The 11,889-nt window shown below is 62.5% G+C and carries 13 protein-coding genes; 4 read left to right on the top strand and 9 right to left on the bottom strand.

Annotated features, from left to right (window positions below; genetic code table 11):
• Positions 1-18: 18 nt before the first annotated feature.
• The 3 genes from AAFM31_RS03280 (at position 19) to trxC (ending at position 1,359) form a co-directional block, all read left to right on the top strand.
• Positions 19-396: a hypothetical protein gene (locus AAFM31_RS03280; protein ID WP_341706479.1), complete on the top strand. Its 378-nt coding sequence runs from the start codon at positions 19-21 to the stop codon at positions 394-396.
• Entirely contained in the window at positions 397-858 is a 462-nt protein-coding gene (locus AAFM31_RS03275) for an ion channel (protein WP_341706478.1), read from the top strand.
• A 69-nt stretch (positions 859-927) separates the two neighbouring features.
• Positions 928-1,359 (top strand): thioredoxin TrxC, encoded by a 432-nt coding sequence (trxC, locus tag AAFM31_RS03270; protein WP_341706477.1) that lies wholly within the window; start codon positions 928-930, stop codon positions 1,357-1,359.
• A 92-nt stretch (positions 1,360-1,451) separates the two neighbouring features.
• On the opposite strand, the gene AAFM31_RS03265 is transcribed toward trxC, so the two are convergent.
• The 5 genes from AAFM31_RS03265 to AAFM31_RS03245 form a co-directional block, all read right to left on the bottom strand.
• A complete protein-coding gene (locus tag AAFM31_RS03265) occupies positions 1,452-1,661 on the bottom strand; it encodes a cold-shock protein (RefSeq protein ID WP_341706476.1) in 210 nt (69 codons plus the stop codon).
• A 175-nt stretch (positions 1,662-1,836) separates the two neighbouring features.
• Positions 1,837-2,829, bottom strand: a complete 993-nt coding sequence (locus AAFM31_RS03260) for a DUF4340 domain-containing protein (RefSeq protein WP_341706475.1) — start codon at positions 2,827-2,829, stop codon at positions 1,837-1,839.
• Between the two features lie 9 nt (positions 2,830-2,838).
• Positions 2,839-4,680, bottom strand: a complete 1,842-nt coding sequence (locus AAFM31_RS03255; protein ID WP_341706474.1) for a Gldg family protein — start codon at positions 4,678-4,680, stop codon at positions 2,839-2,841.
• A 12-nt stretch (positions 4,681-4,692) separates the two neighbouring features.
• Complete coding sequence (locus AAFM31_RS03250) at positions 4,693-5,427, bottom strand: ABC transporter permease (RefSeq protein WP_341706473.1); 735 nt, start codon at positions 5,425-5,427, stop codon at positions 4,693-4,695.
• Entirely contained in the window at positions 5,424-6,353 is a 930-nt protein-coding gene (locus AAFM31_RS03245; RefSeq protein ID WP_341706472.1) for an ABC transporter ATP-binding protein, read from the bottom strand. The genes AAFM31_RS03250 and AAFM31_RS03245 overlap by 4 nt, the downstream gene beginning before the upstream one ends.
• Before the next feature lie 331 nt (positions 6,354-6,684).
• Here AAFM31_RS03245 and plsB point away from each other — a divergent pair, with 331 nt between their 5' ends.
• Positions 6,685-9,162 carry a glycerol-3-phosphate 1-O-acyltransferase PlsB gene (gene plsB / locus AAFM31_RS03240; RefSeq protein ID WP_341706471.1) on the top strand — a complete coding sequence of 826 codons (2,478 nt, stop codon included), beginning with the start codon at positions 6,685-6,687 and terminating at the stop codon, positions 9,160-9,162.
• Between the two features lie 6 nt (positions 9,163-9,168).
• On the opposite strand, the gene AAFM31_RS03235 is transcribed toward plsB, so the two are convergent.
• Genes AAFM31_RS03235 through tsaB form a run of 4 tightly spaced genes read right to left on the bottom strand, consistent with a single transcriptional unit; the run spans position 9,169 to position 11,886 of the window.
• Positions 9,169-9,957, bottom strand: coding sequence for a class I SAM-dependent methyltransferase (locus AAFM31_RS03235; RefSeq protein WP_341706470.1), 789 nt, complete (start codon positions 9,955-9,957; stop codon positions 9,169-9,171).
• Positions 9,958-9,974: 17 nt separating this feature from the next.
• Positions 9,975-10,847, bottom strand: coding sequence for a DUF72 domain-containing protein (locus AAFM31_RS03230; RefSeq protein WP_341706469.1), 873 nt, complete (start codon positions 10,845-10,847; stop codon positions 9,975-9,977).
• Positions 10,848-10,866: 19 nt separating this feature from the next.
• A complete protein-coding gene (locus tag AAFM31_RS03225; protein ID WP_341706468.1) occupies positions 10,867-11,181 on the bottom strand; it encodes a hypothetical protein in 315 nt (104 codons plus the stop codon).
• 30 nt (positions 11,182-11,211) lie between these two features.
• Positions 11,212-11,886 (bottom strand): tRNA (adenosine(37)-N6)-threonylcarbamoyltransferase complex dimerization subunit type 1 TsaB, encoded by a 675-nt coding sequence (gene tsaB, locus AAFM31_RS03220; protein ID WP_341706467.1) that lies wholly within the window; start codon positions 11,884-11,886, stop codon positions 11,212-11,214.
• Positions 11,887-11,889: the final 3 nt, after the last annotated feature.

Here is an 11,889-nt window from a genome sequence, read left to right as displayed (position 1 = left end):
ACACGCCAAGGAGTAGCCGTGCGCCAACCCGATATCGAGATCTACCTGCGCGACGACCACGTCACCGACCTGTTGGACTGGCTGCACAAGGTCATGGGGCCGCTGACGCTGGACGCCCCCAAGGGGCTGACCCAGCACGGCACCCTGCACGCCGATCAGGCCATCCCGCTGATGGTTGTGCGCAAGGCTGCCGGCAAGTGGGCCAGCATCTGGTTTGACAGCGATGCGACGCCCTGGGAAAGCGACCGCGATTGCGCCCGCGCCGTCCACGCAGCCATCGGCCACGAAGTGCGCTGCTCGGTCGGAGGCTGGGAAGAGGCCGATGGCGAGGCCGATGCTGACCGCTGGCTGAAGGTCAATGACGACGGCGAAAATGAATTTCTCTGGGCCCAATAAGTGACACTGATTCCCGACATCGATCGATTTCACCTGATCATGGTCGGCGGCAGCTGCCTGATCGCCGCCTTGGCAGTGGTAGTGCACTACGAAGTACTGTCACGGCTGCATCGGTTCCTCGGCGTCACCACGATGGGCGAGCGGCCGCGCATCCTGAGCATGATCTTCGTGCTGCTGTTTACCCACATAGCCGAGATCTGGCTGTTCGGCATGGGCGCTTTCATCCTGCTGCAGATGCCCGAGCAAGGTGGCATAGCAGGGCTGGATACGATCACCCTGTTCGAGACTGTTTACCTGTCGGCAACCACCTATACCACGCTGGGGTACGGCGACCTGACGCCAACCGGGCATATTCGTTTTCTGTACGGTACCGAATCACTCACCGGCCTGGTGCTGGTGACCTGGTCCGCGTCGCTGACCTTTATCGAGCTGCAGCGTCAATGGCAGGATCGACGCAGCTGACCTTGCGGCTCCGACCTTGAAATTCCGCCGGCGTTGCCCAACCAAGGGAGTAACGCCGGAGGAAATACCATGCTGATCTGCTGTCCCCATTGCCACCGCAAGAACCGACTGGATGCCAGTCGCCTGTCTGCCGCACCCACCTGTGGCGCATGCAAGAAGCCCCTGTTCACCGGACAACCAAGCGCGGTTGACGCTGTCAGCTTTGCCCGACATGCCAGTGCCGACCTGCCATTGGTTGTCGACTTCTGGGCGGCCTGGTGCGGGCCGTGCCGCCAGTTCGCCCCGACCTTTGTTCAAAGCTGCAGCCAACACGAGCCCCGCGCGCGGTTTCTCAAGGTCGATACCGAGGCAGCCCCTGATCTGGCTGCACGCTTTGGCATCCGCAGCATCCCGACCCTACTTGTTTTCCATCAGGGCAAGGAAGTAGCGCGGGTAAACGGGGCATTACCCGCCGGCGAATTTGATCGCTGGCTACGCGCTCAGTTGCGCGCTGTCGAATAACAGACAGCAAAAAGCAGACGCGGCGCAGGAAAACCTCCGCCGGAAGGAAACGCGGCCACCTGCAAGCAGCCGCTCAATCGAGGTAAAGCCGGTTACAGCTTGGTGACGTCCTCTGCCTGCAGGCCCTTTTGGCCCTGCGAGACGGTGAACTCAACCTTCTGCCCTTCTACCAACGTGCGGTGACCGTCACCGCGAATCGCACGGAAGTGCACAAACACATCCGGGCCAGACTCGCGCTGAATGAAACCAAAACCCTTGGCATCGTTGAACCACTTCACGGTCCCCTGCTCACGCTCTGCCATTACCACAATCCTCGTCATACCTGATCTGTTCCGCTGTCCGCCCGCGGACAACGCGTGCGCGACCGCCGGATACGCGCACCCGGTGGTCGTTTTTCGAGTCTAGTTCAAGGGTTCGGCGCTGCAAGTAGCGCCAAGAGGTGGCAGCCGCTCAAGCGAACGGCTGCCTTGAGGAAGGTCAGTTCTGCGCGGGTTGCTCGGCAGCCTGCTCAGCGGCTTTCAGATCAGCATGGCGCAACACCATGCGATCGTGCTGAGCGACACCCAGCTGGAATGCCCAACGTGCGTCACTGTTGACCTTGAGCGGGCTCTCTTCGCTCTGGCCGAGCTGATCAATGGTCAGCCAGTAGGCGCCGTCAACATCGTACAGCGACGCGGCGAGCGTCGCGCCAGACCAACTGCTCAACTGCATGCCAAGCACCGGCTCGCCGAGCTGCTTGGCACTGCGCAGCGCGACGTTCTGCGCCCGCAGGTCCGCCAGCGCCAGCACCATGGAGTTCAACTCGCGCTCGTGGCCGGCACCCTCACCGTCGGCAAGCTTGAAGTTGTAATCACCCTCGCTGGCCTTGTCGAGCTGCAGCTCCTCGCCATCGGCATAACGCCAATGCGCGGTAGCGACCTGCTCCAACGGGATCTGACTGACCTGCAAGTCAAGCCAGTCTTGCGGGTTAGCCGACATGCTTAACGCTCGGTTGACCAGCCAGACCTGATCCTGGCCGGTAAAACGCACCAGTTGATCACTACCGACCTTGTTGCCGAACAGCACGCCAAAGCCACCATCACCTGCCTTCACGCTGACGCGCAGGGCGCTGTCGCTGCTTTCACCCTCGGTCAGGCCAAGACGCGCATGGTAATCGGCGTTGGAGGTCTTTGCCTCGATTACCCGCGCTTCACGCAGTGCCAGCAGCAGGGCTGCCAGGCGCTCACGCTGCAACGGAAAATGGTCGCGACTCGCAACCGTCCAGGCTTCGCCGTCACGCTGCAGCACAACCTGCTGCCCAGCGTGGGCGAGTTCAATCTGCTCAACGACAGCCAGCTCGGCCAGCTGCGGATCATCCAGCAGCGGGTGGCTCTGCAGATCGCTCACCCGGTCGCTGTTGCGAACCTGCAGGGCGACGGCCACCAGCGCTGCCGCGATCACGGCCAATGCGATAAGAATAATCCTGCGCATATCGTCTCCTCAGCGTTTACGGCGGACGCGACCCAGCAGCCACCAGAACAGCACGCCTAGCGTCAGCAGCGCCGGCACCGCCGCAGTATTAATCCACTTAAGCTGCGTACCCAGCTCGTCAATGTCGGCATTGAGCTGATAACGCACGTCACGCAGCTGCTTGCGAATCGCCAGTTTCTCGTCGAGGAACGACTGGATGGCGTCACGCTGCTCGGTAGTCAGCTCGGTCAGTTGACCCGGATCCTGGCTTTGCTGCAGCTGAGCGAGCTTCTGATCGGTTTCTGCCAAGCGCTGCTGCAAACGCTCCTCACTGGCGCGGAAGCGGCTTTCGGCCTTGCGCTGCAGCTCTTCAACCACCGTGAACGGACGGCTGAAGTCACCGCGCGAGCGAACACTGATCAGCGCCTCCGAGCCAGACAGGTTGTCCAATGCATTGACCAGCAGACCGGCGTTCTCCGCCCAAGGCTGGGCAATACGCTGACCAAACAGATCGCGCACCTGCGTCCACATGCGGTCAGTCAACATATCGGTGTCGGCGATGACCACCACGTTGATGTTGTCCGCCTGCGTCAGACCCGGCTCATGCCCTTCCATGCCTTCTGGGTAGGCGCTCTTGGCCGGCCCCTGCAGGCGGGCAGCAAGGGTGTAGACGTTATCGTCCGGCGCAAATCCCTTGAGCAGGTCTTCCGGATCACGCAAGGTCGAGAAGGCATCGCTGGGCATCAGCGCGCTGAGCGCCGTGCTCTGCATCAGCGGAGTGAATTCGGTCTCGCTCCCTTCAACCGGCACCAGTGCGCCACCGGTGGCGTAGGTCAGCAGTTGCAGGGGGGCGGTGATGGTATCGTCGGAGTCGATCTGCGCCGCTTCCACTTCCAGCCAGCCGATATGACGTGCCGGGCGCTGACCGGGGCCACGCCCTACGGCCATGCCCAGCTGCGCATCAACGACCACCTTGGTCGGGTCGTAGGCTACGCCCCAGGCCGCTAGCAGCGGCCCAAGATCGGATGCCTTGCCGTCCGCCATGCCGTCGATCATCGCCTCCATACCCTGGTCAGCTTCCGCGAAGGGGTCGACGTAGGCCAGCAGCTTGCCGCCACGCAGCACAAACTGATCGATGGCATACAGCGCCGACTCGCTCAGCGCCTTGGGATGAATCAGCAGCAACACACCGATGTCCTCGGGAATGCTGTCGATATCCGCCGCCAGCGGCTTCACGTCGAACACCTGGCGTACCTGCTCCAGCGACATCCAGGGCGCATCAGGCTGCTGGGTGTAGGGATTCATGCCACCATCTACCGGCAGGCCGGTGATCAGACCGATCTGCGGCTTGTCCGGCTTGGCCAGCGTGCTGACCAGACGGCTGAGCTCATACTCGAGCATGCCTTCCTGTTCCAGCGCAAAGAACGGAATCACCTCGCGCTGGGCCAGCTCGTTGGTACCGGCCAGACCGAAGTACAGCGACTCGCCGCTGTCACTCAGCGGAATCGCCTGCAAGCCAAACTCGGCAGCGCGATCCTCAGCCTCGGAGAACGGCTCCGGATCAATGATGTGCAGACGAATCTGGCCATCAGCGCGACGCTCATACTCCTTGAGCATTTCTTCCACCCGGCGCTGGTAGTTGCGCAGGACGGTCAGGTCCTTGCTCGCCGAGTCGGAGAAAAAGAAATACAGATCAATCGGCGCATCCAGCTCGTCGAGAATCTGCTTGGTGCCATCAGACAGGGTGTAGAGCTTCTGCTCGGTCAGATCCAGACGTGCGCCCGGGAGCAGCACGTTAGTCGCCATGTTGAAGGCAAAAAAGGCCAGCAGCAGTACCAGCAGGCCGGCACCGGAATACATTAGACGTTTCATAGAGTCAGCTCCTCAGTCGGCCTTTTTCAGGTCGATGACAACCGCCGTCGCGAGCAGCCAGGCGCCCATCAGCGAGAAGAAATACAGCAGATCGCGCACATCCAGCACACCCTTGCTGATCGCTTCAAAGCGGGTCAGGAAGCTGAACGAGGCGAGCGTATCGAGTACCCACTGCGGTGCCCAGCCACTGAAGGCGTTCTGCACCATGGAAACCCCGCTGACGACGAACAGGAAGCACACCACCACACTGAGGATAAAAGCGATGACCTGGTTCTTGGTCAGCGCCGACATGCAGGAACCGATGGCCAGGTAGCCGCCGGCCATCAGCCAGCTGCCGATGTAACCGGTCAGGATCGCCCCGTTATCCGGCGCACCCAGGTAGTTAACGGTCAACACCATCGGGAAGGTCAGCACCAGCGCGATACCGACAAACACCCACGCCGCGAGGAACTTGCCCAGCACCATGGCGCTGCGCGATACCGGCAGAGTCATCAGCAATTCGATGGTGCCCGACTTGCGCTCCTCGGCCCACAGCCGCATGGCGACCGCCGGGATCAGGAACAGGTACAGGCCCGCGTGGAAGTTGAAAAAGGCAATCAGGTCAGCCTGGCCCGCTTCGTAGAAGCCGCCCACATCGAAGGTAAACAGCGATGCCATGACCAGAAAGATGACGATAAAGATATACGCCAGCGGCGTGGCGAAGTAGCTGCCCAGCTCGCGGCGGAAAATTACACCCAGGTTGTTCATGCCGATTCCCCCGACGTCAGACTGCGGAACACGTCGTCCAGACGACCGCGCTCTACCGACAGCTCATTGACCTGCCATTGCTGCTCACGCGCCAGCTGACCGACCGCCGGGAAGATCACCTCGCCCGGCTTGGCCAATACGGTCAGCGCCAGACCATCCGCGGCGCGTTCAACCGCAGCTACGCCGGGCAGCAGCTCGAGCGCACCACTGTCTGCAGGCTGGGCCAGCGACAGGGTGACCGCCTGGTGATAGCGCGAACGCGCTTCCAGCTCATCCGGCGTACCGTCAGCCAGCAGACGACCCTTCCCGATGATCACAGCACGGGAACAGACCGCACTGACTTCTTCGAGGATATGGGTGGAAATCACCACGATCTTGTTGCTGCCTTCGGCCAACTGCTGAATCAGCCGGCGTACCTGATGCTTCTGGTTGGGGTCCAGACCATCCGTGGGTTCGTCGAGGATCAGCACCTGCGGATCGTGCAAAATCGCTTGGGCGAGGCCAACACGGCGCTTGAAACCCTTGGACAGCGTCTCGATACGCTGGCCGAGTACGTCCTGCAGTTCGACCTGTTCAACGGCGCGCTGCACCTGACGTTGGCGCTCAGCGCCACTCAGGCCGCGAACATTGGCGATAAATTCGAGGAAACCCTGGACGCGCATGTCACCGTAACAGGGCGCCCCTTCCGGCAGGTAACCCATTTTCTGTTGGGCCTGCAGGGTCTGACTCTGAATGTCGAAGCCGCAGACCGAAGCCGAACCGCCATCAGGCGTCAGAAAACCGGTCAGCATCTTCATGGTGGTGGACTTGCCGGCCCCGTTGGGTCCGAGAAAACCGAGCACTTCACCCGGCTTGACGTCAAACGACAGATTGTCGACGGCGACGTGGTCACCGAAACGTTTGGTCAGGCTGTTTATGCTTATCATGCCTTTTATTATTCCCCCAGAATGGTCTTTCGCGCGGTCTGCGGCTGGCTTCTACGGCCAGCGGTCGCCCCTGATATCCACGTCGGTTTACGACAATGCGACTGTGCAGTGGTTCACAATCGCGAGAGGCAAAATGCCCCACCTCCGGCAGGATACGGATGCGCACGAGGCAGTGACTATATGAATCCCCCCGGTGCATTTCAAGCGAACCTTTTGCCCAAGAGGCCTGCCGCCATCACGACGGGCTGCGAGCCGCCGGCAAACCAGCTAAAATTCGCAGCAATTCGCAATGCGCCACCCGGCCATTGCCAACGCTGCCTCAGAGATGTCCATGCCTGCCTCCTACTCTTCCCTGTTCGGTCGTCTGCGTTTCGGTCTGGCTCGCCGCCTGCTGTATCTGTGGGCGCGTTCCCGCCGCATCGGCGAAGGCGATGACATCGGCATTGATCCGCAGCGCCCGGTAATCTATGTGCTGCCCTACCGCTCGCTGAGTGACCTGATCGTTGCTGACCGCGAGTGCGTCCGCGCTGGTCTGCCGCGGCCGGTCCGCGCCCCGCTGCCACCGCTGGACGAGCGCGACTCCTACGTTTTTCTCAGCCGGGAACGTTCCTGGGTCGGTCGCCCAGACCCGCGCGGGCAGTCACCGCGTCTGGGCAAGGTGCTGGACTGTGCACTGACCGGTGCCGCCGAGATGCAACTGGTGCCCATCACCGTGTTCTGGGGCCAGTCCCCGGACAGTGAATCATCCGCCCTGAAGCTGCTGTTTGCCTGGAACTGGATGGGTGGCCGACTGCGCAAGTTCCTCGCGATCCTGCTGCAGGGCCGCATGGTACGCGTGCACTTTGGCCCGCAGGTGCCGCTGCAAACCCTGCTTGAGCCCGGTATGGACCAGCAGCGCGCGGTGCGCCGGGTCAACCGGGTGCTGCGCGTGCATTTCCGCCAGCAACGCGCCGCGGTTGTCGGCCCGGAGCTGGTCCACCGCCGCACCCTGCTCAAGGGCCTGCTGCACGCCCCGCAGGTGCGGGCCGCGATCGCCCGCGAGGCCAGTGAAAAGGGTATCGACGAGAGCAAGGCGCAGGCCATGGCCGCGCGTTACGCCAACGAGATCGCCTCGGACTTTACCTACACCATCATCCGTTTTCTGGAGGTGGTGCTCAGCTGGTTCTGGAACAAGCTGTACGATGGCATCCGAGTCAACAACATCAAGCCAATTCAGGACATCGCCCGCGGCAACGAAATCATCTATGTGCCCTGCCATCGCAGCCACATCGACTACCTGCTGCTGTCCTACCTGCTGTTCCGCAACAGCATGACACCGCCGCACATTGCCGCCGGCATCAACCTCAACATGCCGGTGATCGGCGGCATTCTGCGCCGCGGCGGCGCTTTCTTCATGCGCCGCAGCTTCAAAGGCAATCAACTCTACACCGCGGTGTTCAACGAATATCTCCACGCTCTGTTCGGCCGTGGCTTCCCGGTCGAGTACTTCATCGAAGGGGGCCGCTCGCGCACTGGCCGCATGCTCAGCCCGAAAACCGGTATGCTGGCAATCACCCTGCGCAGTTTCCTGCGCTCCTCGCGCCGCCCCATCGTTTTCGTACCGGTCTATATCGGCTATGAGCGCGTGCTGGAGGGCCGCACCTACCTCGGCGAGCTGCGCGGCCAGGCCAAGAAGAAGGAGTCGGTGTTCGATATCTTCCGCGTGCTGTCAGCACTCAAGCTGCGTTTCGGTCAGGTGGCAGTCAATTTTGGCGAACCGGTGGCGCTGGCCGACTTCCTTGACCGCGAACAGCCAGACTGGCGCAACCAGTCGATGGGGCCGGACTATCGCCCGGCCTGGCTGAACGACACCACCAACACCCTGGCCCGCGAGCTGACCAGCGGCATCAGCGCTGCCGCCGACGTCAACCCGGTCAACATGGTTGCTCTGGTAATGCTGTCCACCGCACGCCTGGCGCTGGATGAAACCTCGCTGGCCCGAGCACTGGACCGCTACAAGGCACTGCTGCAGGCGGTGCCTTACAGCAGCGGCGTGACCCTGCCGAGCATCGATGGGCAGGCGATGATTGAGCACGTCGAAGCCATGCAGATGATCGACCGCCAGTCCGACGCACTCGGTGAGATCATGCGACTCGATGAGCCGCAGGCAGTGCTGATGACCTATTACCGCAACAACGTGCTGCATCTGGTTGCCCTGCCCGCACTGATCGCCTGCCTGTTCCAGAATAATCCGCGCATGACCCGCGAACAGATCGAACGCCTGGTCATGGGTATTTACCCGTATCTGCAGGGTGAGCTGTTCCTGCGCTGGAAAGAGCACGAGCTGCCAGAGGTGATCCAGCAGTGGATCAACAGCCTGATCGCGCAACAACTGTTGCGCGAAGCCGATGGCCAGATTCAACGCCCGGACCTGAGTTCGGCCGAGTTCGTCATGCTCAGTCTGCTGTCGCGCAGCATTATCCAGATACTGGAACGCTTCTATATGGTCTCCGCGCTGCTGCTGAACTTCCCGAACGGCAGCCAGACCGCCGAACAACTGGAGGCCCGCTGCACGGTGATGGCCCAGCGCCTCTCCATCCTGCATGGGTTGAACGCCCCGGAGTTCTTCGACAAGACCCTGTTCCGCCAATTCATCCAGCGCCTGACCGACGAGCAGGTTCTCAGTGCCGACGACGAGGGCCGCCTGAGTTACGTGTCAGGGCTGGAAGACATCGCCGAGAACACCGCCAAGCGCGTGCTCAGCGCCGAGGTGCGACTGTCGATCCGGCAGGTGGCGCGCAGTGCAGAAAACTCGGAAAGCCAAGCCTGAGCGGGCTCACTCGAGTTTTTTCTTTCCGTAGATATCGTAGCGGCTGGACTGCCCGGCCAACTCGGCGGTGGGCCGCTGACCGGCAATCGCCGGCGCCTTGCGCGGCCGCTTGACCACTACCCGGTGGCTGGCCAGCTGCAGCGCGGCAGCCAACAGCTCGGGGGCATCATCGTCATCACCGGCGAGCGGGCGGAACAGCCGCATTTCTTTCTTTACCAGCGCTGACTTGTCACGGTGCGGGAACATCGGGTCCAGATGAATGACCTGCGGCGTCTCCAGCTGCCAATCACCCATCGCCGCGATCGCGTCGCAATGCATCAGTTGCATGCGCCCAGCGATCTCCGCCACCTCACCACCTGCCGCTCTGGCCCGCTGCAGACCATCCTCCAACAGCGCAGCAATGACCGGCTGACGCTCAAGCAGCGTTACGCGGCAACCCAGCGAGGCAATGACAAAGCCGTCGCGACCGAGCCCCGCAGTGGCATCCAGTACGGTCGGCCGAATACTGCCGCGGATTCCCACCGCGCGCGCCACCATTTGCCCCGCGCCGCCGCCAAACTGACGGCGGTGCGCCATCGCCCCATTCACGAAGTCGACCCGCACCGCGCCCGGTGCGCCATCTTCAGTGCTGCGCAGCGACAACCCGTCGCCACCCTGCTCCAGAAGCAGTCCGGCGCCGTCCGGCAGATCCGCCAGGAGAGGCAACCCCAACCGCTCAGCCAATCCCTCTGCGGCAGACTGGAACCGGTTGTCCAGCCAGTTGACGGCCAAGGTTAAGGGCATGTCGTCACTCATGAAGTTTCCTGTCGTTTTCAAAACAAGCCGCCCTGTTGCGGCGTTTCAGCAGCCTCTCGCTCACCGGGCCAGCGCGGCATCGGTGGCAGATCCGGCAGTCGCTCACAGAGCGCGGCATGAAAATCCCGGGCCAGCTGCGGCGCCAGCAGGTTGTCCGGGGTATGCATAAACAGCATCGGCTGGCGCCCATCCTGCAACCACTGCACACACTTGTCGAACCAGGGCGCCAGCACCTCCCAGTTCGCCGCCTGATCCATACCGCCGATAAAACGCACACTTGGCCGCACAGTCAGCGCGATGGCGTGCACGGGAAGGCGTGGCTTGCGCTGTTTGGCTTCCAGCGTCGAGGGGTCGGTCGCCTCACTGGCGAACAAGGCGCGGCTATCAAAGCTGATGCGCTCGACACCACGCTGATGCAGTAGGCGATTGAGCTGCCGTTCGGCGTCATCCTTGCGGAAGAAACCGGGATTACGCACCTCCACCGCATAGCGGTAATCACTCGGCAGGCCGTCGAGAAAATCGGCCAACGTACCCAGCTCTTGTGGCGCAAAGCGTTCCGGCAGCTGCAGCCAGATAGGTCCTAGCCTCTGCTCCAGCGGTGCCATACGACCGAGAAAAGTCTGCAACGCCGGGTGCGTCGGATCCAGCCGACCGCCATGACTGACCTCACGCGGAAACTTGGCGCAGAAATGAAAGTCATCCGCCAGCAGTTCAGCCCAGCGCGCAACCCGCGCCTCGCTCGGCAAGGAATAAAACGTGGTATTGCCCTCAACCGCGCCAAACACACGGCTGTACTGCGCGAGCCGCTCATCAGCATCGCTGCTACGAGTATAGAGGTGCCCAGCCCAAGCAGGCTCCGCCCAGAGTGGGCAACCGGTGATGAAACGCATAGGTAACGCTGTCACGACATCAAGCGTAGATGTCGATGCCGGCGATGGTGTCGGCCGCGCTGTCGACCGGCATGTTGGCGGTGCTTTGGTAGCTGGCCAATGCCTGATTGGCACGACCATAGACCGGCTCGTAGGACTCGCGCCGGGCAGGGATATACTCAGCGGCGGGACTGGAGGTGCTGACCACCTGAGCAGGTGGCAGACGCGTTGCGCTTACCCCGGCCTGCTCGTTGCCGGGCACGGACGCAGCCGGGCTGCTGCCGTTAGTATTGGCAACTGCGCGACTGCTGCGATCAGGCAGCGATGTGTAGGGATTGAAACCGTCCAGACGCACCAGAGTAGCTCCAGAGATATTGGCGCCAGCTTACGCCTGGCCCTTGGGCGTGGCAACCTTGTCGCGCAGATAGACCGGCTGGGCATCGGCCGCATCCAGCACCTCACCGGCCAGCCAGCGCGGCAGCGCCAGAGTGATCAGGTCGGTCGCATCCGGCAGCATCTGCGGCCAGCTGCGTTCGGCCGCTACCGCCAGTCGCTCAGCGTACTGCCAACCGGTGCCAGCGCCGGCCACGCCGACTACTCCGTCAGGCAGGCTGACGGCTTCCGGCGGGCAGACCCGTTCCTCATCCAGCGCCTGCATGACACCATCCTGCAGGCCATACAGCCCCCAGTAGACTTCATCCATGCGCGCGTCGATGGCTGCGGCGACCGTTTCGGCGCCGTGCTCGCGCCAGGCACGCTGGGCCAGCGCCGCCAAATTGGAGACGGCGATTACCGGCTTGTCAGCGGCAAAGGCCAGCCCCTGCACCATTCCGGTCGCGATGCGCACACCAGTGAAAGCACCGGGGCCGCGACCGAAAACCAGCGCGTCGACATCCTGCAGCCGCAACTGGCGCTCGTTCAGCAACTCCTCGATCATCGGCAGCAGGCGCTGAGCGTGCTGACGCGGAATGACTTCGCTGCGCGCGGTGACGCGGCCCTCATGCAGCAGCGCGGCGGAACAGCATTCTGTGGCGGTATCCAGAGCAAGCAGTGTAGTCATGGT

Source organism: Halopseudomonas sp., from assembly GCF_038130085.1.
GTDB lineage: Bacteria > Pseudomonadota > Gammaproteobacteria > Pseudomonadales > Pseudomonadaceae > Halopseudomonas.
This window is presented reverse-complemented; position numbering and strand designations above follow the sequence as displayed.

Excerpts from the sequence above, each read along its gene's own strand:
- trxC (WP_341706477.1), top strand. The coding sequence starts at position 928 with ATGCTGATCTGCTGTCCCCATTGCCACCGCAAGAACCGACTGGATGCC.
- AAFM31_RS03265 (WP_341706476.1), bottom strand. The coding sequence starts at position 1,661 with ATGGCAGAGCGTGAGCAGGGGACCGTGAAGTGGTTCAACGATGCCAAG.
- AAFM31_RS03260 (WP_341706475.1), bottom strand. The coding sequence starts at position 2,829 with ATGCGCAGGATTATTCTTATCGCATTGGCCGTGATCGCGGCAGCGCTG.
- AAFM31_RS03255 (WP_341706474.1), bottom strand. The coding sequence starts at position 4,680 with ATGAAACGTCTAATGTATTCCGGTGCCGGCCTGCTGGTACTGCTGCTG.
- AAFM31_RS03250 (WP_341706473.1), bottom strand. The coding sequence starts at position 5,427 with ATGAACAACCTGGGTGTAATTTTCCGCCGCGAGCTGGGCAGCTACTTC.
- AAFM31_RS03245 (WP_341706472.1), bottom strand. The coding sequence starts at position 6,353 with ATGATAAGCATAAACAGCCTGACCAAACGTTTCGGTGACCACGTCGCC.
- plsB (WP_341706471.1), top strand. The coding sequence starts at position 6,685 with ATGCCTGCCTCCTACTCTTCCCTGTTCGGTCGTCTGCGTTTCGGTCTG.
- AAFM31_RS03235 (WP_341706470.1), bottom strand. The coding sequence starts at position 9,957 with ATGAGTGACGACATGCCCTTAACCTTGGCCGTCAACTGGCTGGACAAC.
- AAFM31_RS03230 (WP_341706469.1), bottom strand. The coding sequence starts at position 10,847 with ATGCGTTTCATCACCGGTTGCCCACTCTGGGCGGAGCCTGCTTGGGCT.
- tsaB (WP_341706467.1), bottom strand. The coding sequence starts at position 11,886 with ATGACTACACTGCTTGCTCTGGATACCGCCACAGAATGCTGTTCCGCC.